The sequence below is a fragment of the Streptomyces sp. CB03238 genome, assembly GCF_002099185.1.
Taxonomy (GTDB): Bacteria; Actinomycetota; Actinomycetes; order Streptomycetales; family Streptomycetaceae; genus Streptomyces.
This window is the reverse complement of record NZ_NBCN01000008.1, coordinates 209,914-233,924: the sequence shown is the minus strand read 5'-3', so window position 1 is coordinate 233,924 and position 24,011 is coordinate 209,914. Positions and strand designations below refer to the sequence as shown.

Annotated in this window: 24 protein-coding genes and 1 tRNA gene; 12 read left to right on the top strand and 13 right to left on the bottom strand. The window is 71.9% G+C overall.

The annotated features are described in order from the left end of the window. Window positions 1-146 precede the first annotated feature (146 nt). Window positions 147-1,406, bottom strand: coding sequence for an MFS transporter (locus BKD26_RS17070; protein ID WP_084898789.1), 1,260 nt, complete (start codon window positions 1,404-1,406; stop codon window positions 147-149). A 116-nt stretch (window positions 1,407-1,522) separates the two neighbouring features. Between BKD26_RS17070 and BKD26_RS17065 the strand changes: the two genes are divergently transcribed. Beyond that, entirely contained in the window at window positions 1,523-2,281 is a 759-nt protein-coding gene (locus BKD26_RS17065) for a phosphoglyceromutase (RefSeq protein WP_084898788.1), read from the top strand. 85 nt (window positions 2,282-2,366) lie between these two features. Here the strand turns inward: BKD26_RS17065 and BKD26_RS17060 are convergent, their stop codons facing one another. From BKD26_RS17060 to phoU, 3 genes are all read right to left on the bottom strand, one after another. Beyond that, a complete protein-coding gene (locus BKD26_RS17060) occupies window positions 2,367-2,876 on the bottom strand; it encodes a hypothetical protein (protein WP_143662663.1) in 510 nt (169 codons plus the stop codon). Window positions 2,877-3,145: 269 nt separating this feature from the next. Continuing rightward, window positions 3,146-3,295 carry a hypothetical protein gene (locus tag BKD26_RS40285; RefSeq protein ID WP_179166567.1) on the bottom strand — a complete coding sequence of 50 codons (150 nt, stop codon included), beginning with the start codon at window positions 3,293-3,295 and terminating at the stop codon, window positions 3,146-3,148. 105 nt (window positions 3,296-3,400) lie between these two features. Next, window positions 3,401-4,081: a phosphate signaling complex protein PhoU gene (phoU, locus tag BKD26_RS17055; protein ID WP_084898784.1), complete on the bottom strand. Its 681-nt coding sequence runs from the start codon at window positions 4,079-4,081 to the stop codon at window positions 3,401-3,403. A gap of 199 nt (window positions 4,082-4,280) precedes the next feature. On the opposite strand from phoU, the gene BKD26_RS17050 reads away from it, so the two are divergent. Then, window positions 4,281-5,507 carry an ATP-binding protein gene (locus BKD26_RS17050; protein WP_084898783.1) on the top strand — a complete coding sequence of 409 codons (1,227 nt, stop codon included), beginning with the start codon at window positions 4,281-4,283 and terminating at the stop codon, window positions 5,505-5,507. After that, entirely contained in the window at window positions 5,504-6,184 is a 681-nt protein-coding gene (locus BKD26_RS17045) for a response regulator transcription factor (RefSeq protein WP_064067557.1), read from the top strand. The genes BKD26_RS17050 and BKD26_RS17045 overlap by 4 nt, the downstream gene beginning before the upstream one ends. A gap of 236 nt (window positions 6,185-6,420) precedes the next feature. Here the strand turns inward: BKD26_RS17045 and BKD26_RS17040 are convergent, their stop codons facing one another. Further along, window positions 6,421-7,110 (bottom strand): DUF461 domain-containing protein, encoded by a 690-nt coding sequence (locus tag BKD26_RS17040; protein ID WP_084898781.1) that lies wholly within the window; start codon window positions 7,108-7,110, stop codon window positions 6,421-6,423. Between the two features lie 683 nt (window positions 7,111-7,793). Here BKD26_RS17040 and BKD26_RS17030 point away from each other — a divergent pair. From BKD26_RS17030 to BKD26_RS17000, 6 genes are all read left to right on the top strand, one after another. Further along, the gene (locus tag BKD26_RS17030) at window positions 7,794-8,276 is read left to right on the top strand and encodes a CarD family transcriptional regulator (RefSeq protein ID WP_003953493.1); all 483 of its coding nucleotides are present in this window, start codon (window positions 7,794-7,796) and stop codon (window positions 8,274-8,276) included. 243 nt (window positions 8,277-8,519) lie between these two features. After that, window positions 8,520-9,257 (top strand): 2-C-methyl-D-erythritol 4-phosphate cytidylyltransferase, encoded by a 738-nt coding sequence (gene ispD / locus BKD26_RS17025; protein ID WP_084898778.1) that lies wholly within the window; start codon window positions 8,520-8,522, stop codon window positions 9,255-9,257. Then, window positions 9,247-9,744, top strand: coding sequence for a 2-C-methyl-D-erythritol 2,4-cyclodiphosphate synthase (gene ispF / locus BKD26_RS17020; protein WP_084898776.1), 498 nt, complete (start codon window positions 9,247-9,249; stop codon window positions 9,742-9,744). The genes ispD and ispF overlap by 11 nt, the downstream gene beginning before the upstream one ends. Window positions 9,745-9,782: 38 nt before the next feature. Next, on the top strand, window positions 9,783-11,180 hold the full coding sequence (gene cysS / locus BKD26_RS17015; protein WP_084898775.1) for a cysteine--tRNA ligase: 1,398 nt from the start codon (window positions 9,783-9,785) through the stop codon (window positions 11,178-11,180). A gap of 61 nt (window positions 11,181-11,241) precedes the next feature. Next, window positions 11,242-12,192, top strand: a complete 951-nt coding sequence (rlmB, locus tag BKD26_RS17010) for a 23S rRNA (guanosine(2251)-2'-O)-methyltransferase RlmB (RefSeq protein ID WP_073757202.1) — start codon at window positions 11,242-11,244, stop codon at window positions 12,190-12,192. A gap of 650 nt (window positions 12,193-12,842) precedes the next feature. Next, window positions 12,843-14,459, top strand: coding sequence for a DoxX family protein (locus tag BKD26_RS17000; protein WP_084898771.1), 1,617 nt, complete (start codon window positions 12,843-12,845; stop codon window positions 14,457-14,459). Between the two features lie 65 nt (window positions 14,460-14,524). On the opposite strand, the gene BKD26_RS16995 is transcribed toward BKD26_RS17000, so the two are convergent. The 3 genes from BKD26_RS16995 to ugpC form a co-directional block, all read right to left on the bottom strand. Then, complete coding sequence (locus BKD26_RS16995; protein ID WP_084898769.1) at window positions 14,525-15,235, bottom strand: nucleotidyltransferase family protein; 711 nt, start codon at window positions 15,233-15,235, stop codon at window positions 14,525-14,527. A gap of 40 nt (window positions 15,236-15,275) precedes the next feature. Further along, window positions 15,276-15,689, bottom strand: a complete 414-nt coding sequence (locus tag BKD26_RS16990; protein WP_084898767.1) for a hypothetical protein — start codon at window positions 15,687-15,689, stop codon at window positions 15,276-15,278. 200 nt (window positions 15,690-15,889) lie between these two features. Continuing rightward, window positions 15,890-16,987, bottom strand: a complete 1,098-nt coding sequence (ugpC, locus tag BKD26_RS16985) for a sn-glycerol-3-phosphate ABC transporter ATP-binding protein UgpC (protein WP_084898766.1) — start codon at window positions 16,985-16,987, stop codon at window positions 15,890-15,892. Between the two features lie 183 nt (window positions 16,988-17,170). On the opposite strand from ugpC, the gene BKD26_RS16980 reads away from it, so the two are divergent. Continuing rightward, window positions 17,171-17,247: transfer RNA gene (locus BKD26_RS16980), tRNA-Thr, on the top strand. A gap of 53 nt (window positions 17,248-17,300) precedes the next feature. On the opposite strand, the gene BKD26_RS16975 is transcribed toward BKD26_RS16980, so the two are convergent. Then, window positions 17,301-18,692 carry an FAD-dependent oxidoreductase gene (locus tag BKD26_RS16975; RefSeq protein ID WP_084898764.1) on the bottom strand — a complete coding sequence of 464 codons (1,392 nt, stop codon included), beginning with the start codon at window positions 18,690-18,692 and terminating at the stop codon, window positions 17,301-17,303. Window positions 18,693-18,750: 58 nt separating this feature from the next. Between BKD26_RS16975 and BKD26_RS16970 the strand changes: the two genes are divergently transcribed. Both BKD26_RS16970 and BKD26_RS16965 read left to right on the top strand, forming a co-directional pair. After that, window positions 18,751-19,635: an aminoglycoside phosphotransferase family protein gene (locus BKD26_RS16970; RefSeq protein ID WP_241518695.1), complete on the top strand. Its 885-nt coding sequence runs from the start codon at window positions 18,751-18,753 to the stop codon at window positions 19,633-19,635. A 16-nt stretch (window positions 19,636-19,651) separates the two neighbouring features. Next, window positions 19,652-20,122: a GNAT family N-acetyltransferase gene (locus BKD26_RS16965; RefSeq protein WP_084898762.1), complete on the top strand. Its 471-nt coding sequence runs from the start codon at window positions 19,652-19,654 to the stop codon at window positions 20,120-20,122. Here BKD26_RS16965 and BKD26_RS16960 read toward each other — a convergent pair whose 3' ends face one another. The 4 genes from BKD26_RS16960 to BKD26_RS16945 all read right to left on the bottom strand — a co-directional run bounded on the left by BKD26_RS16960 (window position 20,123) and on the right by BKD26_RS16945 (window position 23,888). Then, window positions 20,123-20,995 (bottom strand): hypothetical protein, encoded by an 873-nt coding sequence (locus BKD26_RS16960; RefSeq protein ID WP_084898760.1) that lies wholly within the window; start codon window positions 20,993-20,995, stop codon window positions 20,123-20,125. A 108-nt stretch (window positions 20,996-21,103) separates the two neighbouring features. Then, entirely contained in the window at window positions 21,104-22,102 is a 999-nt protein-coding gene (locus BKD26_RS16955; protein ID WP_084898759.1) for a zinc-binding dehydrogenase, read from the bottom strand. A gap of 45 nt (window positions 22,103-22,147) precedes the next feature. Beyond that, entirely contained in the window at window positions 22,148-23,302 is a 1,155-nt protein-coding gene (locus BKD26_RS16950) for an NAD(P)-binding protein (RefSeq protein WP_084898757.1), read from the bottom strand. 85 nt (window positions 23,303-23,387) lie between these two features. Continuing rightward, window positions 23,388-23,888: a hypothetical protein gene (locus BKD26_RS16945; protein WP_084898755.1), complete on the bottom strand. Its 501-nt coding sequence runs from the start codon at window positions 23,886-23,888 to the stop codon at window positions 23,388-23,390. Window positions 23,889-24,011 lie beyond the last annotated feature (123 nt).

Sequence of the window (24,011 nt, the reverse complement as noted above, 5' to 3'; positions counted from 1 at the left end):
CAATCGGGCCGTCGTACGGCTGACGGCCGGTGTGGGGCCTCGCGGCCCGGCCCCGCAACGACCCCGGCGAGGAAGGCGAGTTCGGGGCGTACGGCACCCCCGTGGCCGTACGCCCCAGAACCCGGCCGAGGCGCACGCGGCGCCCCTCAGGCGGTGACCGCCTCGCGGGACGGCGCCGGGGCGACCGTCTCCGGGGACTGGGCCGGCAGGCCCCGCATCAGCAGCCAGTAGCCGAGCCCGGCCACCGTCCCGAGCACCGCGCACGCGCCCCACAGCCATTGCGCGCCCCACCGGTCGATCGTCCACCCGGACATCAGCGGGGCGACCAGCGCGGCGGCCGACCACGACATCGTGTACACGCCCTGGTAGCGGCCACGCCCATGGACCGGGGAGAGGCGCACCGCCAGTCCCGTCTGGGTCGGGGCGTTGACGATCTCGGCGAGCGTCCAGACGCAGACGGTCAGCGCGTAGGCGGCGACGGAACCCGCGAAGGCGGTGAGCCCGAAGCCGTACCCGGCCAGCAGCGAGGAGACGATCAGCAGCCGGCGCGGGTCGCGGTGCTCGATGTACCGGGTGACCGGGATCTGGAGCGTCACGATGAGGACACCGTTGACCGCCATCGCCAGCCCGAAGTCCGCCGCGCCGAACCCGTCCGTGCCCATGGCGACGGGGAGGCCCACGTACCCCTGCTGGAAGATCAGCGAGATGAGGAAGGAGAGGCCCACCACCCCCATGAACCGCCCGTCGCGCAGCACGGTCCCCATGCCGGTCCCCGGCGCCACCGTCTTGCCGGGGGCGAGCGGGACCTGGGCGGGGCGGGACTCCGGGAGCTTGGCGTAGATGAGGACCGCGCAGGTCAGCGTCAGGACGGCCTCGCCGAGAAAGCCGGCGAGATAGCTGTACTCGGCGATGAACCCGGCGCCCGCGGAGGAGACGGCGAAGCCCAGGTTGATCGCCCAGTAGTTGAGCGAGAAAGCCCGCACACGGTCCTCGGGCCGCACGATGTCGGCCATCATCGCCTGCACGGCGGGCCGCGAGGCGTTCGACGCGGCGCCGACGACGAAGGCGACCGCGGCGATGGCGACGGGGTGCTGCATGAAGCCGAGGACGGCGACGGAGACGGCCGTCGACACCTGGGCGATCAGCAGCGTGGGGCGCCGGCCGAGCCGGTCGGTCATCACACCCGCGCCGAGCGACGAGACGACGCCGCCGAGCCCGTGGAGGGACGCCACGAGACCCGCGTACGAGGCCGAATAGCCACGGTCCAGGGTCAGGTACAGGGCGGTGAAGGTGGCGACGAAGGCGCCGAGCCGGTTGATCAGGGTGCTCGCCCACAGCCACCAGAACGCCCGCGGCAGGCCCGAGACGCTCTCCTTGGCCGCCCGTCTGAGCGTGGCGATGGACATGTGTACCCCCGTAAGCGGCCGATCCGGTGATCGGACGTTACGAGGGCGCTGCCGCAGGGACCTACTCGATTGACGGGGGCCGTCAAGCGTCATCGGCGTCCATTAATCTCGTACGCATGGCCGACGCACCGTACAAGCTGATCCTCCTCCGCCACGGCGAGAGCGAATGGAACGCGAAGAACCTGTTCACCGGCTGGGTGGACGTCAACCTCACCGAGAAGGGCGAGAAGGAGGCGGTCCGCGGCGGTGAGCTGCTCAAGGACGCCGGTCTGCTCCCCGACGTGCTGCACACCTCCCTCCAGAAGCGCGCCATCCGCACCGCGCAGCTCGCGCTCGAGGCCGCCGACCGCCACTGGATCCCGGTCCACCGCTCCTGGCGCCTGAACGAGCGCCACTACGGCGCGCTGCAGGGCAAGGACAAGGCGCAGACGCTCGCCGAGTTCGGCGAGGAGCAGTTCATGCTGTGGCGCCGCTCCTACGACACCCCGCCGCCGGTCCTCGCCGACGACAACGAGTTCTCGCAGGCCAACGACGCGCGGTACGCCACCATCCCGCCGGAGCTGCGCCCGCGCACCGAGTGCCTCAAGGACGTCGTCGTCCGCATGCTGCCGTACTGGTACGACGGCATCGTCCCCGACCTCCTGACCGGCCGCGTCGTCCTGGTCGCCGCCCACGGCAACAGCCTGCGCGCCCTGGTCAAGCACCTGGACGGCATCTCCGACGAGGCCATCGCGGGCCTGAACATCCCCACGGGCATCCCGCTGGTCTACGAGCTGGACGCCGACTTCAAGCCGCTCAAGCCGGGCGGCACCTACCTGGACCCCGAGGCGGCGAAGGCGGCCATCGAGGCGGTCAAGAACCAGGGCAAGAAGTAGTCCTCAGCGCGAGCAAGCCCCCGATCGGCGGTTTTCCCGGTCGGGGGCTCTCTCGTGCCTCGGCCCGTCCGTGGGCCGCCTTCCGTCAGGGCGGACACTCGGAGAGGCCGATCTGAGCGTGCACCTCCGCCATCGGCCGAGCCTTGGCCCGGGCGGCCAGGTCTTCGAAGTACAGCATCGCCTTCGTAGTGAGCATCCGCTCCCGGTAGACGTAGGGCGCCAGGACGTCCCACATGTTGACGATGTTGAGGCCGTAGGAACCGATGATGAGACGTTCTTCCACTACGCCGTGCGCGACGAGTTTTCCCACGTCGTCGTAGAAGAGACTGATCCGGCGTATGTGTCCCTTCGCCTCCGGGGGGAGCCTTCGGTACCCGTTCTCCGGTGAGTGCTCAGCCGCGAGGCGGGTGCTGATGTACTCGATCGCCTGGGAGAACTCTGGTTCACGCGTCTCCTTGAACATCTGGGTGACCATCGGCAACACATTGGAGTTCTGCGCCAGTCGTAGTTGCCGGCGCGACACGGCTAGCGACGTTGCCAGGGCGAGGGCTGAGACCAGCACGGCCAGCAGATTCAGCCCGAGCGACAGGTCCATGGCCGGAGAGGCTAGCTGCCTTGCAGATCGGGTGACAGAGAAATGTCAGAACCTGGGCGCCGGGTGGGTGGATGCCACCGCCGTCCGGGTGCGTTCCCGGCCGGTCGGCTCCACCGGCCAGTCCACCACGCAGTGCATGGCGTGCAGAACCAGCCCCCAGTACCGGGCACGGCTCCTCGGAGCGCCACGCTCAACAGTGGTCGCACCATATTCCGCCAAAGGGCCCCGCCCAGGACACGGGCGGGGCCCTTCGCGAAACGCCCGGCGGGTCAGCCGCAGCAGCCGCCGCACTGGCACGGCGCGCCCGACTGGCAGCCGCAGCCGCAGCCCGAGCCACAGCCACAGGCGCCCAGCACGGGCAGGCGGAGCACTTCGACGGGCACTTCCTGGTCGGGGTCGGTCATGGGCGTATCTGCCATGGGTCCCTCCTCGAAGGCGTACGTTCCAAGGCGTACGTCGCCTCTCCCCATTGCATCCCCGCCCGGCAGGGCGCATCAACGGCGCACAGATGTGCGACCGCGTGGCTACGCGCCCTCCACCGGCGCCTCCGCCTGCTGCAGCTCATCCGCGTGCTCACCCGTCACCAGGTAGACGACCCGCTTGGCGACCGACACCGCGTGGTCGGCGAAGCGCTCGTAGTAGCGGCCCAGCAGGGTCACGTCGACCGCCGTCTCGATGCCGTGCTTCCAGCGGTCGTCCATCAGGTGCTGGAACAGCGTCCGGTGCAGACGGTCCATCTCGTCGTCGTCGTGCTCCAGCTGCAGCGCCAGGTCGACGTCCTTGGTGATGATGACCTCCGCCGCCTTCGCCATCAGGCGCTGCGCCAGCTGGCCCATCTCCAGGATCGTGGCGTGCAGGTCCTGCGGCACCGCGTGGTCCGGGAAGCGCAGCCGCGCCAGCTTGGCGACGTGCTGGGCCAGGTCGCCGGAGCGCTCCAGGTCCGCGCTCATCCGCAGCGAGGTCACCACGATCCGCAGATCCGTCGCGACGGGCTGCTGGCGCGCCAGCAGGGCTATGGCCCGGGCCTCCAGTTCGTGCTGAAGGTCGTCGACCTTCTGGTCGGCCGCGATCACGGCCTCCGCCAGCTTCAGATCCGCGTCGAGCATCGCCGTGGTGGCGCGCCCGACCGCCGACCCGACCAGCCGGGTCATTTCGACCAGGCCCTCGCCGATCGAGTCCAGTTCCTCGTGGTACGCGTCCCGCATGGATGTCCCTCTCTCAGTGCGACCTCAGGGGGCCGGGTGGGCTCGGCCCCCTACGCTCCCACGGTCCGAGTCCAAAAAGTCCGGGGCCTCCCTCCCAAGTGAACCGTCACTTTCCCCTCGGTGAACTCTGGGCGACGACTGTTCGAGCACGGCCCCTGATGGCTGGGAGAGTGTCGGCGGCCACGCATAACCTGGATGCATGGACGTGAACGCGGCGGTCGCCGCATTGGCCGCGATCGCCGGAGCGTGCACCGGCGTGATCGCCATGCTGGCGTTCCGCTGGAGCGAGCGCGACCAGGCCAGACCCACCCGGACCTCCCTCCACACGGACGCGGTACTGCCGCCCGGTGTGGACACGGTCCTGTCCGTGCTGCGCTCCTCCGCCGTCGTCCTCGACGAGAGCGACTCCGTCGTCAAGGCCAGCTCCGCGGCGTACGCGCTCGGGCTCGTCCGCGGCGGCAAACTGGCCGTCGAGCCGATGCTCCACATGGCCCGCGACACCCGCCGCGACGGCGAGATACGGCAGGTGGAGCTGGACCTGCCCCGGCGCGGCACCGGCCGAGGCGAGGCCCTCGCCGTCTCCGCCCGCGTCGCCCCGCTGGGTTCCCGCCTCGTCCTGCTCCTGGTCGAGGACCTCACCGAGGCCCGCCGTATCGAAGCCGTACGCCGCGACTTCGTCGCCAACGTCAGCCATGAGCTCAAGACCCCCGTCGGCGCCCTGTCCCTGCTCTCCGAGGCCGTCATGGACGCCTCCGACGACCCCGAGGCCGTCATGCGCTTCGCCGGGCGCATGCAGATAGAGGCCACCCGGCTCACCAACCTCGTCCAGGAGCTCATCGACCTCTCCCGCGTCCAGAACGACGACCCGCTGGAGGACGCCGAGCCGGTGCGGGTCGACGAACTGGTCGCCGAGGCCGTCGACCGCTCCCGGCACACCGCCTCCACCAAGCAGATCACCATGGCCGCCGGCGGCACCGCCGACCTGCACGTCTGGGGACACCGCGGCCAGCTCGCCGCCGCCCTCGGCAACCTCGTCGAGAACGCCGTGAACTACTCCCCGGCCCACACCCGCGTCGGCATCGCCGCCCGCCGCGTCACCGCGCCCGGCGGCGACCTCATCGAGATAGCCGTCACCGACCAGGGCATAGGGATCCCCGACAAGGACAAGGAGCGCATCTTCGAGCGCTTCTACCGCGTCGACCCCGCCCGCTCCCGCGCCACCGGCGGTACGGGGCTGGGCCTCGCCATCGTCAAGCACGTGGCCGCCTCCCACGGCGGGGAGGTCACCGTGTGGAGCACCGAGGGTCAGGGCTCCACCTTCACCCTCCGGCTCCCCGAGGCCGGCGCCGTAAGGGACCGCTCTTCCCGGTCCCACCACGACCACACCACCCACGAACCGCTCACAGCCCCGGAGGTCCTTCCGTGACCCGAGTGCTCGTCGTCGAGGATGAGGAATCCTTCAGCGACGCCCTGTCCTACATGCTCCGCAAGGAAGGCTTCGAAGTCGCCGTGGCGACCACCGGGCCCGAGGGGCTGGACGAATTCGAGCGCAATGGCGCCGACCTCGTCCTGCTCGACCTCATGCTGCCCGGTCTGCCCGGCACCGAGGTCTGCCGCCAGCTGCGCGGCCGGTCGAACGTCCCGGTCATCATGGTGACCGCCAAGGACAGCGAGATCGACAAGGTCGTCGGACTGGAGATAGGAGCCGACGACTACGTCACGAAGCCCTTCTCGTCCCGCGAGCTGGTCGCCCGCATCCGCGCGGTGCTGCGCCGCCGCGGCGAGCCCGAGGAGGTCGCCCCGGCGGCCCTGGAGGCCGGGCCGGTCCGGATGGACGTGGACCGTCATGTCGTGACGGTCGCGGGCGGCAAGGTCGACCTGCCGCTGAAGGAGTTCGACCTGCTGGAGATGCTGCTGCGCAACGCGGGCCGGGTGCTGACCCGTATGCAGCTGATCGACCGGGTGTGGGGCGCGGACTACGTGGGCGACACCAAGACCCTCGACGTCCACGTCAAGCGCCTCCGCGCCAAGATCGAACCCGACCCGGGCGCTCCCAGGTACCTCGTCACGGTCCGGGGCCTGGGCTACAAGTTCGAGCCGTAGGCCCCGCCCGCCGGACGGAGTCCGGCGCAGCGCTCCGAAGCCCGCGAAGCGGTGCGAGGGGCGCCAAAGGGGCGGTCAAGCTCGAGCCGTAGGCCCGGCCCCCGCCGGACGGAGTCCGGCGCAGAGAGGGGGAGAGGGCCAAGCCAGAGCTCTGGCCCCCGCCCGCCGGCTCGCGGGTGTACGTACGGGAAGGGGCGCCCCACCGCTGGTGGGGCGCCCCTTCCCGTACGTGTACGTCAGTGACCGGCGTCGTGCGACGCCGAGGCGGAGTCCGACGGGGCCTCCGGCGCCTCGTCGCCCTCGTTGGGGGCGTCCGGCGCGGCCGGGGAGCCGGTGGGGCTGCCGGTCGGCGCGCCCGACGGCGGCGCGGGCGGGGTGGACGCCGGGGACTGCTCGGCCGGCTGCTGCGGCACCTCGGTGGGGCCGTACCCCGCGAAGTAGCTGGTCGCCGGGATGACGAACGCCTCCAGCCCGACGTCGCCGGTCTCGCTGAGCTTGAAGACGACTTCCTGCGCGTCGCCGTTCTGCGCGGCCTCACGGCCCTTGTCGATCACCGCGGAGGCGTTGCCCTGGCCGCCGATGAGGACGGAGCCGCCCGCCGGGACGGTGATCGGGCCGGAGCCGCCCGCGGCGGTGAGCTTGACCTGGGCGTCGGTGCCGGGCAGCTCGATCGCCTCCAGCGTCTCCGCCTTGGAGCCGTTGTTGAAGAGCATCGCCGAGACGACGGCGGGGCCCTCCGCACCGGGCTTCGGCTGCGTGATCACCATGGCGTTCTGGATCTTGACGGTGCCGACCGAGGTGGCGGCGTTGTCCGGCTTGACGCCGAGGGTCTGCGCGTTGTTGCCCGCACCGCAGGCGGAGAGCGAGGCGATCGAGAACACGATGGCGGTGGCGGCGAGGGCGCCGCGTCGAAGGCTGCGGCTCACGGCGGCGGCAACTCCTAGGACGTACGGACGGAGGGAAGGACGGGCACGGTCTGGGTGGTACGTGGTGGTGCTTGCGGCCGGCCGACCCCGGGAACGGGCCAAAGGATCAGTCGGCGCGCTCAGGTTACCGACCCCTCCTCGCCGCCCCGCACCCGACCCGCCCCAGTCCCATGTCGGGCTCCCGGCGACCGCCGGTCCGCGCGTCCGCCGTACGACCGTCCCACGCCCGTCCCGCACCCGCCGAACCGCGTACTTCGTACCGCGTTCACATAACCGCTCTTGATCAATTCCATCCCGGTGCCGCATTTCCTTACCGAAAAGCCCCGCTCGGACAAACTCCGTGAGCAACGCGCGACCCGCGGCCGGTCAATTCCGGGAATCGGCCGAGCGAGCGTCCGTACGAGTGAGCGGCGTCCGAACGGAGTACGGGAAGTTCACCTCCGGGAACCCGGCAAAACTGGACAATCGGCCCCTTCGGGTCGCTCGTCGGGGGGTGCGACGTGCGTGTTTCCGCCCGCCCGCGCAGCCGCTCCGACCTGCGAATACCCCCTTCCGGAAGCCCTCCGCAGCACGTTCCTGTTACTGTTGTCAAGCCCCGAGATATGCCCTGACCTGCGAAAACGCCATTCAGAAGAAGCCGTATCCGTGTTACCCTGGATAGCCACGGAAGGGGTACCTGTCACATGACGTTCAAGGTTGGCGACACCGTGGTCTATCCCCATCACGGGGCCGCGCTGATCGAGGCCATCGAAACTCGCCAGATCAAAGGCGTGGACAAGACCTACTTGGTGCTCAAGGTCGCCCAGGGCGACTTGACGGTTCGTGTGCCAGCGGACAACGCGGAGTTCGTCGGCGTGCGCGATGTGGTCGGTCAGGACGGACTGGACCGGGTCTTCGAGGTGCTTCGCGCACCATATGCCGAGGAGCCGACGAACTGGTCCCGTCGCTACAAGGCAAATCTCGAGAAGCTCGCCTCCGGCGACGTCATCAAGGTCGCCGAAGTGGTGCGTGACCTGTGGCGCCGCGAGCGCGAGCGCGGTCTGTCCGCCGGCGAGAAGCGCATGCTCGCCAAGGCGCGCCAGATCCTGGTGAGCGAGCTCGCCCTCGCGGAGAACACCAACGAAGACAAGGCCGAGGCCCTGCTCGACGAGGTCCTCGCGTCCTGACGCGTAACGCGTAGCTGATGTGAAGCGATGCCGCGGTGCCCGCTGACATGCTGTGACAGACAGCTTCGTCGCCGGGCGCTGCGGCATGTCCGGCTCCCGGAACTGCCCACGCACGCTCTGCCCGGGCAGCCGGCGCAGCTCGCCCCACCAGTGGTCACGGAAGGGTCCGGTCAAGGCGTTGCGCCCGCCCGCTGAGGCCATACCCATATCGGCCGAGTCAACAAACCTGCCGGAGTGCAACCGATGTCTGACGCAGCACCCCCTGTCCGCACCGCCGCGGTGATCCCCGCGGCCGGCCGGGGCGTACGGCTCGGCCCGGGCGCCCCCAAGGCGCTGCGCGCGTTGAACGGGACGCCCATGCTCATCCACGCGGTCCGCGCCATGGCGGCCTCCCGCGCGGTCTCCCTCGTCGTGGTCGTCGCACCGCCCGACGGCGCGCCCGAGGTCAAGAACCTCCTCGACGCGCACGCCCTCCCCGAGCGCACGGACTACCTCGTCGTACCCGGCGGCGAGACCCGCCAGGAGTCCGTCCGCCTCGGCCTGGACGCGCTGCCCGGCGACATCACCACCGTCCTCGTCCACGACGCGGCCCGCCCGCTCGTGCCCGTCGACACCGTCGACGCGGTCATCGAGGCCGTCCGCGACGGAGCCGTCGCCGTCGTGCCCGCCGTACCCCTCGCCGACACCGTCAAGCAGGTGGAGCCGCGCGAGAAGGGCGAGCCCGAGCCGGTCCTCGCCACGCCCGACCGCGCCACCCTCCGCGCCGTACAGACCCCGCAGGGCTTCGCCCGCGACACACTGGTCCGCGCCCACGCCACCGTCACCGACAACGTCACCGACGACGCGAGCATGGTCGAGCAGCTCGGCGAGCCGGTCGTGGTCGTCCCCGGCCACGAGGAGGCGTTCAAGGTGACCCGTCCGCTCGACCTCGTCCTCGCCGAGGCCGTCCTCGCCCGCCGGAGGGCCAACGATGGCTTCTGACGCCGTGAACATCCCGCTCGTCGGCATCGGCACCGACGTCCACGCCTTCGAGCAGGGCCGCGAGCTGTGGTGCGCCGGCCTGCTGTGGGAGGACTCCGACGGCTACGGCCTCGCCGGGCACTCCGACGGTGACGTCGCCGCCCACGCCGCCTGCGACGCGCTGTTCTCCGCCGCCGGTATCGGTGACCTCGGCGCCCACTTCGGGACCTCGCGACCCGAGTGGTCCGGCGCCTCCGGCGTGACGCTGCTGGCCGAGGCCGCCCGGCTCGTCCGCGCCGAGGGCTTCGAGATCGGCAACATCGCCGTCCAGGTCATCGGCGTACGCCCGAAGATCGGCAAGCGCCGCGACGAGGCCCAGAAGGTGCTGAGCGCGGCGGCCGGGGCACCCGTGTCGGTGTCCGGCACCACGACGGACGGCCTCGGGCTGACCGGCCGCGCGGAGGGCCTCGCCGCCATCGCCACCGCACTGCTCGTCCGTACCACCTGAGGCACGGGGCACTGGCACCGGCCCACTACCCTGGAGTGGTGACTATTCGTCTGTACGACACCAGCGCCCGGCAGATCCGCGACTTCATCCCGCTCACGCCGGGCTGCGTCTCGATCTACCTGTGTGGTGCCACCGTGCAGGCCGCCCCGCACATCGGGCACATCCGGTCGGGGCTGAACTTCGACATCATGCGCCGCTGGTTCGCGTACCGCGGCTACGACGTGACGTTCATCCGCAACGTCACGGACATCGACGACAAGATCATCGTCAAGTCCGCCGACCAGGGCCGCCCCTGGTGGTCGATCGGGTACGAGAACGAGCGCGCGTTCAACGACGGGTACGAGGCCCTCGGCTGCCTCCCGCCCACCTACGAGCCGCGCGCCACCGGCCACGTCCCCGAGATGATCGAGATGATGCGCGGCCTCGTCGAGCGCGGCCACGCCTACGAGGCCGACGGCAGCGTCTACTTCGACGTCCGCTCCTTCCCCGAGTACCTGTCGCTGTCCAACCAGGACATCGACGACCTGCGCCAGCCCGCCGAGGAAGGCATCACCGGCAAGCGCGACCCGCGCGACTTCGCCATGTGGAAGGCCACCAAGCCCGGCGAGCCCGACTGGGAGACGCCCTGGGGACGCGGCCGCCCCGGCTGGCACCTGGAGTGCTCGGCCATGGCGCACAAGTACCTGGGCTCCGCCTTCGACATCCACGGCGGCGGCATCGACCTGATCTTCCCGCACCACGAGAACGAGATCGCCCAGGCCAAGGCGTACGGCGACGACTTCGCCCGCTACTGGGTGCACAACGCCTGGGTCACCATGAGCGGCGAGAAGATGTCCAAGTCGCTCGGCAATTCGGTGCTGGTCTCCGAGATGGCCAAGCGGTGGCGGCCCATCGTGCTGCGCTACTACCTGGGCACCCCGCACTACCGGTCGATGATCGAGTACAGCGAGGAGGCCCTGCGCGAGGCCGAGTCGGCGTTCGCGCGCATCGAGGGCTTCGTCCAGCGGGTCGTCGAGAAGGCCGGCGTCGTGGAGCCCGCCGCCGATGTCCCCCTCGGCTTCGCCGAGGCCATGGACGACGACCTGGGCGTCCCGCAGGCGCTCGCGATCATCCACACCACCGTCCGGCAGGGCAACAGCGCGCTGGCCGCCGACGACAAGGAAGCCGCCGTCGCGCGCCTCGCCGAGGTCCGTGCCATGCTCGGCGTCCTCGGCCTGGACCCGCTCGACCCGCACTGGGCGGGCGAGACCGACCGCTCCGAGGACCTCCACGGGGTCGTGGACTCGCTCGTACGCATGGTCCTGGACCAGCGCGAGGCGGCCCGGGCGCGCAAGGACTGGAGCACGGCGGACGCGATCCGCGACCAGCTCGGCCAGTCCGGGCTCGTCATCGAGGACGGCCCCGACGGGCCGAGGTGGACGCTCGGCGCGCGGTAGGCACCGCGCTGGCACACTTCATATATACGTACGTACGCATCATCGACGAAGCAGGTAAGTCATGGCCGGGAACAGCCAGCGCAGGAACCGCCGCACGTCCAACAAGAAGGGCGCGACGGTCGGCAGCGGTGGCCAGCGGCGCCGGGGCCTGGAAGGCAAGGGCCCCACGCCGCCCGCGTCCGCCCGCAAGGGCCATGTGAAGAACCGCGTCGCCAACGCCAAGGCCAAGCAGGCGCACCGCCGCCAGGTCGCCCGGCGCGGCGGCAAGGGCCTGTCCGAGATGGTCGTCGGCCGCAACCCCGTCTTCGAGGCGCTGCGCGACGGCGTACCCGCGACGACGCTGTACGTCCAGCAGTTCATCGACAACGACGAGCGGGTGCGCGACGCGCTCAAGCTCGCGGCCGACCGCGGCGGCATCAACCTCATGGAGGCCCCGCGCGCCGAGCTCGACCGGATGACCAACGGCCTCAACCACCAGGGCCTCGTCCTCCAGGTCCCGCCGTACGAGTACGCCCACCCCGAGGACCTCGCCGCGGCCGCCTTCGACGACGGTGAGGACCCGCTGATCGTCGCCCTCGACGGCGTCACCGACCCGCGCAACCTCGGCGCCGTCGTCCGCTCCGTCTCCGCGTTCGGCGGCCACGGCGTGGTCGTACCGGAGCGCCGCGCGGCCGGTATGACCGCCGGCGCCTGGAAGACCGCCGCGGGCACCGCCGCCCGCACCCCGGTCGCCCGCGCCACCAACCTCACCCGCGCCCTGGAGGCGTACCAGAAGGCCGGCATCACGGTCGTCGGCCTCGACGCCGACGGCGACACCGAGGTCCACGAGCTGGACGCCCTGGGCGGCCCGGTCGTCATCGTCATCGGCAGCGAGGGCAAGGGCCTGTCCCGCCTGGTCGGCGAGACGTGCGACCACCTCGTCCGCATCCCCATGCCGGGCGGCGCCGAATCCCTCAACGCGGGCGTCGCGGCCGGTGTGGTCCTGTACGAGGCGTCCCGCCGCCGCGCGTAACCCTCCACGGGGGCTGCCGCCCCCACGCCCCCCGGTGCGTGCCGGTCCGTGGGGGCGGACGCCCCGCGCCCCGGCGCCGTGGTCCTCGAAGCCCCGCGCCCCGGCCGCCGGTGCTGTGGGAGCCGTCCCGCCCAGGCTCCGGTGTGCGTGGGGGCGCCCTTCAGGCCCCTGAAGCGTGCCGGTCCGTGGGGCCGACGCCCAGCGCCCCGGCGCCGTGGCTCGATGCCCCCACGCCCCCCGGTCCGTGGAGCGACGCCCCGGCCGCCGGTGCCGTGGGGCTCTCCAGCCTCCTGGCGCGTGATGGTCCATGAGAGCCGACCACCCCAAGCCCCGGTGTCGTGGGCGGCTGCCGCCCCCACGCCCCGGCACGTGACGGTCTGTGGGAACGGACGCCCAGCTCCCGGTCCTGGGGCCGCGGTCCCCGCCGCCGAGCGGCGCCCTGGTGTGGTCCTGTACGCGGTGGGCCGGCGCCGCGCGTGACGTACCGGGGGCCGGTGTCCCCAGCCCCCGGTCCCGCGACGCGCGTCGGCGGCTTCGTGCCGCGCCTGATGGCACACGTGTCCGAGAGCGCGGGCCCGTCATGATCTTGACGGGTCTCGGACATTTCCCACCCGTCAAGGCAGTGTCCTAAACCCACGTCACTCGGTTAGATGAGTGTGGACACCAGAACGCCCCGGCCCGGTTTCGACGATCAGCCTGCGCTGAGCATGGTCAAGGTGGATTGCGATCCCGCGCAGGTCATCGTGAACCACGCCAGTTTCCGTGTGCAGCTCGCCCCGGTGAACAAGCCCCGGTTGGCGGACACCGCCCGCGTGCCCGCCATGAGCGGCGCCGGCGGCGCCACCGGCGCGGTGGCACGGCGGCGCGCGCCCGTCGTGTGGAGCGGCAAGTCCTCGCCCGGCGACCCCGGCGCGACCGGGCTCCTCCAGGCCGTGCGGGAATCGACGGCCGTCGACACGCTCGACGCCGGCGCCACCCAGGTCATCCCGCGTGTCGACCTCTCCGACGACACCATGCCCACCCCCGTCGCCCCGCCCCTCCTGCCGCCCATGCGCCGCGCGGTCGGCGCCTACGACGAGCAGCCCGACGACGAGCACCGCCCCGGCGCGTACGCCGACACGTACGCGGACACGTACGCCGACTCCCACGAGGACGACCGGGACGACGACCGCGACGACGACCGCTACTCGGACGGGGCGTACACCGGGCCCGCCCACCGGCACGCGTACTACCCCGGCCGCCGGATGAACCTCGGCGTCGTCCTGCTGCCGCTGCGCGTGTTCCTCGGCTTCATCTCCATCTACGCCGGCATGGGCAAGCTCTGCGACCCCGTCTACTTCGACGGCGGCGAACGCGGCTCCATGGTCAAGTGGCTCAACTCCCTCCACCCCTGGGCCCTCGCCGAACCGCTGCGCGACTTCGCACTCGCCCACCCCGTCGGCGCCGGCCTCACCGTCGCCTTCGCGCAGGTCATCGTCGGCGTCCTCACCGTGCTGGGACTCTGGCAGCGCGTCGCCGCCGTCTTCGGCGCCCTGCTGTCCGCCGCGCTGATCCTCACCGTCAGCTGGAAGACCGTCCCCGTCTACGACGCGCCCGACATCATCTACCTCGCCGCCTGGTCGCCGCTGATCATCGCCGGCGCGCCCGTCTACTCCATCGACGGACGCCTCGCCGGCGAGGCGTGGCGCACCCTCGGGCCCCGCTCCGCGCTGTGGGACCTGCGCCGCCGGGTACTGCGGCGCGGCGTGCTCGTCGCCACCGTCGTGGTCGGCCTGACCCTGCTCATCGGCTCGGTGCTCGGCGGCGCCGTACGGTCCACCGAGATGGTCACCGTCCCCGGCCCGAACGACGACCCGACCAACCACCTGCCCGGCCGGCCGCTCCCCGAGGAGCCGGGCGAGCAGTCCCCGTCGGCCCGCGAGTCCTCCCGCCGCCCCGAGCCCTCGGCGTCCGCGTCCGCCGGCCCCACGGCCGAGGAGCAGGCGTCCTCCCCGTCCCAGACGGCGAGCGAGGCCGAGCGCACCGAGGAGGAGCGGCCGACCGCCTCGCAGGGCACCGGCCAGCAGCCCCCGGAGCAGTCCGAGCCCGTGCCCCCGCCGTCCTCCAGCTCCGGCCCGACCTCCACGGGCGGCACCGGCAGCGGCGGCAGCACCGGCGGCGGTGAGGGTGGCGACGACGGCGGTACGGGCGGCAGCGGCTCGGGCGGCAACGACGGCGGCTCGTCCACCGGCGGCAACCGGAACCCGATCGGCGGCCTGCTCGGCTGACGTACACGACAGGAGGAGGGGCGGTCACCGTGTCCACGGTGACCGCCCCTCCCGTATGCCCTCGGTCAGGAGCCGGCGAGCTCCTTCGCCGCCTCCTGGAGGTCCTTCGCGGTGTCGATCGCCCTCCAGTACGCCCCCTGCGGCAGCGGAAAGCCCGCCAGGCGCCGCTCACGGGCCAGGCGGGGGAACGTGGTGCGCTCGTGGTCCCCACGGTCGGGCAACGCGCCCGTGAAGGCCGGGGAGAAGACGTACACGCCCGCGTTGATGAGGTAGGGCGACGGCGGCGACTCGATGAAGTCGGTGATGTGCCCGAAGGCGTCCGTCTCGACGGCCCCCCAGGGGATACGGGGACGGGCCAGGGCGAGTGTCGCGACGGCATCGCGCTCGGCGTGGAACGCGGCCATCTCGCGCAGCGAGAAACGGGTCCAGATGTCACCGTTCGTGGCGTACCACGGCTCTTCGGGGTGCGGCAGGCGCGCGGCCGCGTACTTGAGGCCGCCGCCGCGGCCCAGTGGCTCGGGCTCCACAACGGTGGTGACGCGCAGGGGCAGTTCGGCCGTCGCCAGCCACCGCTGGAGCACCTCGGCGAGGTGGCCGCAGGAGACGACGGCGTCGGTCACGCCCTCGGCGGCCAGCCAGGAAAGCTGATGGCCGATGATCGGGATCCCGGTTCCCGGGATCTCGACCATCGGCTTGGGGCGGTCGTCGGTGTACGGGCGCAGTCGCGAACCCTGGCCGCCCGCCAGGACCACGGCCTGCGTCGGAGAGGTGTGCATACCGCGCACGATAGGCGCACCTCGGAGGCGGTGATACGCCTCAGCTCGCGTGCGCGACGCCGGTGGCGTACGACGTGTCGCACGCGGGCCTGGAGAACGTCTGGGCGACTACGGGACCGTAGTGCTGGACGGCGGCCTCGCCGAGCGCGCGGGCGATCGACCTGCAGTGCCTGGCCAGCGACGGGCGTTCCTCCACTGCACGCTGGAGCTGCATGAGGGCGACACCCGGGTCCTCCTCCTGAAGCTCTGCGAGGAGCTTGTCGCGGAGAATATCCTGCGGGGCACGGGGCTTGGCCCGTACCGGGACGTTCTCCGAGGACGCGGTGAGCATCTGGGTCTGGGAGCTGCTGCCTGCCCACGGGACGCTGGTGACCGCGAGAGTTCCGGAGAGCACCAGGACGACGGGCAGGACGAGGGCGAGAGAGCGGCCGATTCGGCGTGCGGTGTGGGTCACGGACGTGAGCGTAGCGGCCAGTGATGATTTGGAGACATTTAGTCACCCCCACGGGGGATGGTTCGATGCTCCTTTTCGAATCAGGCGTTGACGAACAGGGTCCGAATTGACCCCTGTGCCGGGGTATTTGTCGACATCCCGGCGCCCTACGCGTGACGGCCCCGCACCGAAGTGCGGGGCCGCGTGGGCGTTTTGCCCGGTCAGTTGCTGAGGCGCTCGCCCGTCGAGGTCGAGAACACGTGGATCTCCTCCGGACGCGGCACGACGTGCAGCACGGAGCCCTTCTCCGGGATGGCGCGGCCGCCGACCCGGACCACCAGGTCCTTGTCCTCGCCGCCGACGCGCGCGGAGCCGTACACGTACCCGTCGGCGCCGAGCTCCTCGACGACGTTGACCGACACGGCCAGACCCTGGTCGCTCTCCGCACCCGCCACGTCGAAGTGCTCGGGGCGGACGCCGACCGTCACGGTCGTGTCGCCCTTGTCGGCCGCGGCGGACAGCGCCTCGCGGGACACCGGGACGACGCTGTTGCCGAACTTGACGCCACCGTCGGTGATCGGGACCTCGACCAGGTTCATGGCGGGGGAGCCGATGAAGCCGGCGACGAAGAGGTTGGCCGGGCGGTCGTACATGTTGCGCGGCGTGTCGACCTGCTGGAGCAGCCCGTCCTTCAGTACCGCGACACGGTCGCCCATGGTGAGGGCCTCGACCTGGTCGTGCGTGACGTACACCGTGGTGATGCCGAGCCGGCGCTGGAGGCTCGCGATCTGCGTACGCGTCGACACGCGCAGCTTGGCGTCGAGGTTCGACAGAGGCTCGTCCATGAGGAACACCTGCGGCTCACGCACGATGGCGCGGCCCATGGCCACACGCTGCCGCTGACCGCCGGAGAGCGCCTTCGGCTTGCGGTCCAGGTACTCGGTCAGGTCGAGGATCTTCGCCGCCTCCTCCACCTTTTTGCGGATCTCCGCCTTGTTCACGCCGGCGATCTTGAGCGCGAAGCCCATGTTGTCGGCGACGCTCATGTGCGGGTACAGCGCGTAGTTCTGGAACACCATGGCGATGTCCCGGTCCTTCGGCGGCAGGTGCGTGACGTCGCGGTCACCGATCCGGATGGCGCCGCCGTTGACGTCCTCCAGACCCGCGAGCATGCGCAGGGAGGTCGACTTGCCGCAGCCGGACGGGCCGACGAGGACGAGGAACTCGCCGTCGGCGATCTCGATGTCGAGCTGGTCGACGGCGGGCTTGGTGCCACCCGGGTAGATCCGGGTCGCCTTGTCGAACGTGACAGAAGCCATGGTGATGCAGTCCCTTCACCGGCAGGAACGTGCCGGACGATCCGAGTAGAGGGAGAGATGGGTCTAGTCCACGTCAGTGAACTCCGGGTGACGCTACCCGGCGGGGCGGCGTCTGTCAGCAGTCGGCGGGCGATGAAATTTTCGACCGGAGCCGGGTGGGGTCCGGTTACACTCGTGCGCAGTGCCTCCTTAGCTCAGCTGGCCAGAGCACCGCTCTTGTAAAGCGGGGGTCGTCGGTTCGAACCCGACAGGGGGCTCCATGGGCAAGGCCCCGGACGACATCTGTCCGGGGCCTTTGTCGTTTTCGCGGTACTCAGCGGCGGCCGGAGACGCGGTCGGCGAGGGTGGCGAGGCGGTCGGTGGTGGGGGTGTGGATGGCCGCTTCGCGGCGGTCGGCGGTGCGGTAGGCGGCGTAGAGGGTGTGGACGCCGAGCCAGCGCAAGGGTTCGGGTTCCCAGGCGCGGACCTTGTGGTTGACCCAGGGGAGGGTGGTGAGGTCGGTGGGGCCGGACTGGCCGGAGTCCTGCTGGATCAGGTCGCGGAGGCTGCGGGCGGCGAGGTTGGCGGTGGCGACGCCGGAGCCGACGTAGCCGCCGGCCCAGCCGAGGCCGGTGGAGCGGTCGAGGGTGACGGTGGCGCACCAGTCGCGGGGGACGCCGAGGACGCCGGACCAGGCGTGGGCGATGGGCGTGCCGGCGAGTCGGGGGAAGAGGCGGATGAGGATCTCGCGGAGGGCGTCGATGGTGGCGGGCTGGGTGCGGCCGTCGTTGTCGGTCTTCGACCCGTAGCGGTACGGGATGCCCCGGCCGCCCAGCGCGATGCGGTCGTCGGCGGTGCGCTGGGCGTACATGTAGGCGTGGGCCATGTCGCCGAGGGTTTCGCGGCCGGTCCAGCCGAGGTCGTCCCACACGTCCTGCGGCAGGGGCTCGGTGACGATCATGGAGGAGTTCATGGGGAGCCAGGTGCGCTTGTGGCCCTTGATGCTCGCGGTGAACCCTTCGGTGCAGCGCAGGACGTAGGGGGCGCGGACCGTGCCGTACGGGGTGATGGCGTGCTTGGGCTTGATCTCGGTGACGGGCGTCGATTCGTGGATGGTGACACCGAGGGCTTCCACGGTGGCGGCGAGGCCCTTGACCAGTTTGACCGGGTGGATGCGGGCGCCGTGCGGGGTCCAGGTGGAGCCGACGGCGCCGGTGACGCGGATGCGGTCGGCGGTCTCGCGGGCGCCGTACAGCTCGCGGTCGGTCTCGCCGAAGGCGACCTCGACGGAGTGGAACGCCTTGAGGCGGGCCAACTGGGCGGGCGTGTAGGCCACTTCGAGGACACCGCCCTGGTGGATGTCGGCGTCGATGTTCTCGTCGGACGCGGTGGTGACGACTTCGGTGACGGTGTCGTTCATCGCCTGCTGGAGGCGTACGGCGGCCTCGTGGCCGTGCGCCTTGGCGTAGCGGTCGCGGCCGGCGATGCCGTTGTAGAGCCAGCCACCGTTGCGGCCGGAAGCACCGTATCCGCAGAACTTCCCTTCCAGGACAATGATGTTGAGGAAGGGGACGGCCTTCTTCAGGTAGTACGCGGTCCACAGGCCGGTGTATCCGCCGCCGATGATGCAGACGTCGGCCGTGGTGTCGCCGGGGAGGGGCTCCCGGGGAGCGGGGGTGCCTTCCTGTGCGTACCAGAACGATATGCCGCCGTTGACGGTGCTCATGTGGTTCCTTGGGTCCATCGCCAGTGGGTGGGTGTGGACGTTATCGGATGGGGTGGCAGTGATCGAGGTTCCGGCGGAGCTGGCGCGGATCCAGAGCGAGATCAACGGCGAGGAGGGCCGGGCGTTCATCGCGGCGCTGCCCGGGCGGGCCGAGCGGTTCCTCGAGGAGTGGGGGCTGCGGCGGACCGGGCCCGCGATGCACGGGTGGACGGCGCTGGTGCTGCCGGTGGTCGCGGAGGACGGCACCCGTGCCGCGCTGAAGCTGCAGCTGCTGGACGAGGAGAGCGAGGGCGAGGCGTCGGCGTTGCGCGCGTGGGACGGCAGTGGCGCGGTGCGGCTGCTCGCGGACGACCCGGGGACGGGGACGCTGCTGCTGGAGTGGCTGGGACAGGGGCGGTCGTTGTCGGACGTGCCGGACGCGCGGGAGGCGACGCGGACGCTGGCGGAGCTGATGGCGCGGCTGGTGGACGTGGAGGCGCCGGCCGGGATGCGGAGCCTGGGCGACATCGCGGCGGAGATGCTCGACGACGTGCCCGAGGCGGTGGAGGCGCTGGAGAAGGAGGACGACCGGCGGCTGCTGCGGGACTGCGCGGCGGCGGTACGGGAGGTGGCGGGCGAGCCGGGGGACCGGCTGCTGCACTGGGACCTGCACTTCGACAACGTCCTGGCCTCGGACCGGGAGCCGTGGCTGGCGATCGACCCGAAGCCGCTGGCCGGCGATCCGGGTTTCGAGCTGCTGCCGTCGCTGTTCAACCGGTTCGACCCGGACGAGGTGCTGTGGCGGTTCGACCTGATGACGGAGGTCCTCGGGCTGGACCGGGAGCGGGCGAAGGCCTGGACGCTGGGGCGGGTGTTGCAGGACTCGCTGTGGGACGTGGAGGACGGGGAGACCGTACTGGAAGGGGAGCGCGTGCAGGTGGGGCGGATGCTGCTGGGGTGGTAGTGCTTAGGCTGCGGTCATGATTCGTAGCGCTGTTGTCGATGACGTACCCGCCCTTTACGCGATGGTCCGTGAGCTCGCCGAGTACGAGAAGGCACTGGACGAGGTGCGGGCGAGCGAGGAGCAGTTCCGGGAGGCGCTGTTCGGTGAGCGGCCCGCCGCGTTCGCGCACATCGCGGAGACGGACGAGGGCGAGGTCGCGGGCTTCGCGCTGTGGTTCCTGAACTTCTCGACGTGGCGCGGGGTGCACGGCATCTACCTGGAGGACCTGTACGTGCGGCCCGAGCTGCGCGGCGGCGGGCACGGGAAGGCGCTGCTGCGGGAGCTGGCGCGGATCTGTGTGGCGCGCGGGTACGAGCGGCTGGAGTGGTCCGTCCTGAACTGGAACACCCCGTCGATCAACTTCTACGAGTCGCTGGGCGCGCGGCCGCAGGACGAGTGGACGGTGTACCGGCTGACCGACGAGGCGCTGGTGGAGCTGGGGTCGTGACTAGCCGCGGCCGCAGGTGACGGTGGGGCCGGTGAGCATTCCGCCGGTGCTTTCCTGGCCCCTGGGCGTCCAGTAGCCCAGCTTGGACACGATGGTGGAGCAGGCGGCCTCGAGGGTGGCGCGGACGGTGACGGTCGTGGGGCGGCCGGGCTGGAGGTCGGTGAGGGCGCAGTCGAGTGCGTACATGCTCCTGGTGGTGGAGGGGTAGCGGCCGGGGAGCGGGTTGACGCAGCGGGGGTCGGACGAGGTGAGCCGGATGCCGGTGGCCTCCTCCCCGATGAGGCCGAGGCGGGCGCTGCCGTCGCCGTGGTCGCTGACGCGGGCGACGGTGTAGGTGAGGGTGGTGGTCGTGCCCGGCTTCAGGGTGTGCGGTTTCGCCGTGACGTCGATGCGGTGGGTGGGCCGGGGCCTGGCGTCGGTGAGGGTGACGGTGGCGCGTACGTGGCCGCGCAGGTCGGTCTCGGCCGGTTCGGAGCGTACGTGGACGGTGGCGTCGATGTCGTACGTGCCGGGGCCCGGGTAGTCGGCGCGGCCGGCGAGCGTGCCGGTGGGTTCGGCGGTGGGGCTGTCGGCGCGGTGGGCGGTCCAGGTGCCGGAGGTGCGGCAGACGGGGCGGATTTTGGTGGTGCCCCGGCGGCAGGTGGCGGCGGCCGTCACGGTCATGGTGGTGCCGGTGTTGGTGACGCACAGGGCGATGTCGGCGTACTGGCCGTGCGGGCCGCGGAGGGTGCCGCCGGGGGCGCAGTGGGTGACGGGGCCGGCGGGCGGCGGCGGGGCGGTCGCGGGGGTGGCGTGGGCGGCGGTGACGGTCCACAGCAGCAGCGCGGACAGGGCGCCCAGTGCGTACAGCGTGATGGGCGGTCTGGTGGTCATCCTTGCCTCCTGGTGGGTGGGCTTGGATGGTGCGGGAGCCGCGTGCCGCGGGGGTTTGCCCCACGCGGGGACTGCGCCGGTTCCGTTACGCCGGTTCACCCGGCGGGGTCAGGGGACCAGGACCACCTTGCCCATCGTGGCGCGGGTCTCCAGGGCGCGGTGGGCGGCGGCCGCTTCGGCGAGCGGGAAGCGCTGGACGGCGGGGCGGAGGCGGCCGGCGGCGGCATCGGCGAGGGAGCGGAGTTCCAGGGTGCGTACGTCTCCGCCGGCCTTCTGGAGCATGGCCGGGCCCAGGACGTTGACGGAGGTGATGCCGCGGGCGGCGAGCTCGTCGTCGGTGAAGGTGAGCGGCTCACCGTCGTGCGCGCCCTCGCCCGCCCAGCCGAAGACGACGTGCTGTCCGCCCTTGCCGAGGAGGCCGACGGCGGCGCGGCCGGTTTCGCCGCCGACGGCGTCGAAGACCACGGTGGCGTGCCGGTCGCCGAGGTACGCGCGGACCTGGTCCGGCCAGTCCGGGAGGGTGTAGTCGACGGCGAGGCCGGCGCCGTTGGCCCGGACGCGGGCGGCCTTGGCGGGGCCGCCGGCCAGGCCGATGACGGTGGCGCCGGCGTTCTTGGCGTACTGGACGAGGAGGGTGCCGATGCCGCCGGCCGCCGCGGTGACCAGGGCGACGCTGTCCGGGCCGAGGTCGGTGAACTGCAGGATGCCCAGGGTGGTGCGGCCGGTGCCGATCATGGCGACGGCCTGGGCGTCGTCGAGGGCGGGCGGGATCTCGTGGAGCCGGGCGGCGTCGACGACGGCGAGCTCGGCGTAGCCCCCGGGGGCCATGCCGAGGTGGGCGACGACGCGCCTGCCGAGCCAGGCGGGGTCGGTGCCCTCGCCGAGCGCGTCCACCGTGCCGGCGACCTCGCGGCCGGGGAGGGTGGGCAGCTCGACGGGGGCGGGGTACGGGCCGGTCATGCCCTGGCGCAGCGCGGTGTCGAGGAGGTGCACGCCCGCCGCGGTGACGGCGATGCGGACCTGGCCGGGGGCCGGGGTGGGGTCGGGGGTCTCCTCGTAGGTGAGGTTCTCGGCGGGGCCGAAGGCGTGGAGGCGGATGGCGTGCATGGTGGGCTCTCCTCTGCTGCGGGGTACGGAGAAGAGCTTTCAACCTCAAGCGTGCTTGAGGTCAAGGCGCGCGGCGTGGAGCGCGAGCGTCGCCGCGCCGATGGCGCTGGTGAACGACACCTCCGTCAGTACGCCGGGCGCGGCGACCTGGTCGCCCGCCAGGAGGACGCCGTCGCCGCGGTCGATGGCCGGCCGGTCCCTCCAGGTCGTGCCCGGGTGGTCGACCGCTCCCGTACGGCCGTTGGCGAGCGCCTCGCGGCGCCACAGGGTGCGCTCGCGCCAGCCGGGGAACCCCTGGTCGAGCAGGCGCTCGGCGTGGGCGACGCCGTCCGCCTTCGACTCGTGCGGGGCGATCGGGAACTGGCCCTGGAGCAGCGTCTCGCCCGCCGGGGCGAGGGAGGCGTCCTGGGCGGTGAACCTTTCCAGCCAGCCGGGGGCGTCCAGGTCGGAGACCACGAACGGATCCTTCTTGTGGGACCGCAGGGCGAGGTCGAGCAGGACGGTGCGGCCGCTGGGCCAGGTCAGGCTCGGGTCCTTCAGCAGACGGCGGGCGGCGTCGAGGGAGGTGGCGACGATGACGGGGCCGTCGCGGCCGGGCAGGGCGTCCACGCGGGCGGAGGTCTCGATGCGTACGCCCAGGTTCCAGGCGTGTGCGGCCATCCGGTCGATGACCTCGCCCCAGCCGCCGCGCGGATAGGTGGCCTCGGGCGGCAGGGAGGTGGCCCGGCGGAGCCGTTCCTGCACGAAGCGGGCGGAGAGGGAGCCGGGGTCGTGGTGGAACAGCGCGACGCTCGCGTAGTGCGCGGCGGCGCGGGCGGCGGGGCAGGATGCCCAGGTGGCGAAGTCGGTGTCCACCGGGGCGTGTTCGGGCCTGCGGCGCGCCAGCCGCAGCATGCCCAGGGGCGGGGTGCGGCGCAGCTCGCCGTCCAGGTGGAAGCGGAAGCGGGCGGCCTCGCGCGGCGGGACGGCGGCCACGGGGCCCAGCAGGCCGCGCTGCCGTAGCCAGGACCAGTGCGGGCCGCGGCGGTAGAGGGCGTGGGGGCCGTCGTTGGTGCGGTACGGGCCTTCGGCGGTACGGGCCCGCCCGCCGAGGGTGCGGTGGGCCTCGTGGACGGTGACCTTGGCTCCCGCCTCGGCGGCGGTGATGGCGGCGGTGAGGCCGGCGAAGCCGCCGCCGATGACGGTGATGCGGGTGGGCATGGAGTTCCTCCCGGGAGGGTGCGTGGTGCTCTCTCAGGGAGGACGGTGAGCGGGGGCCCGGGTGTGACATCCAGGGCGGCGGACGTCAGGGCAGGCGCGGGAAGCGGGACTGGAGGGTCCAGATCGCCGGGTTGTCGGCGAGGCCGTCGTGCATGTCCGTGAGGTCGGCGATCAGGTCGTGGAGGAAGTCGCGCGCCTCCCGGCGCAGGGCCGCGTGGCTGAACGTGAGCGGGGGTTCCTCGGCGGGCATCCAGTCGGCCTCGACGTCCACCCAGCCGAAGCGGCGCTCGAACAGCATCCGGTCCGTGGACTCCGTGAAGTCCAGCTCCGCGTACTGCGGCCGCGCCGACCGGCTGCCGCGCGGGTCGCGGTCGAGCCGCTCGACGATGTCGCACAGCGCCCACGCGAAGTCGAGGACCGGCACCCATCCCCAGGCTGTGGACACCTCACGGTCGGCCTTGGCGTCGGCGACGTACACATCCCCGCAGAACAGGTCGTGCCGCAGCGCGTGGACGTCCGCGTGGCGGTAGTCCGTCTGCGGCGGGTCCGGGAAGCGGCGGGAGAGGGAGTAACCGATGTCGAGCACGTGGTCGATGGTGTCACGCCACCTGCGGAAACGTCACCGCGCACACGTTCTGATGAATGGGCTCGGGATCCCGGAGCGGCGGTGGGGCATGCGCTGACAGTGTCGCGTTGAGCGAAGGAGGCC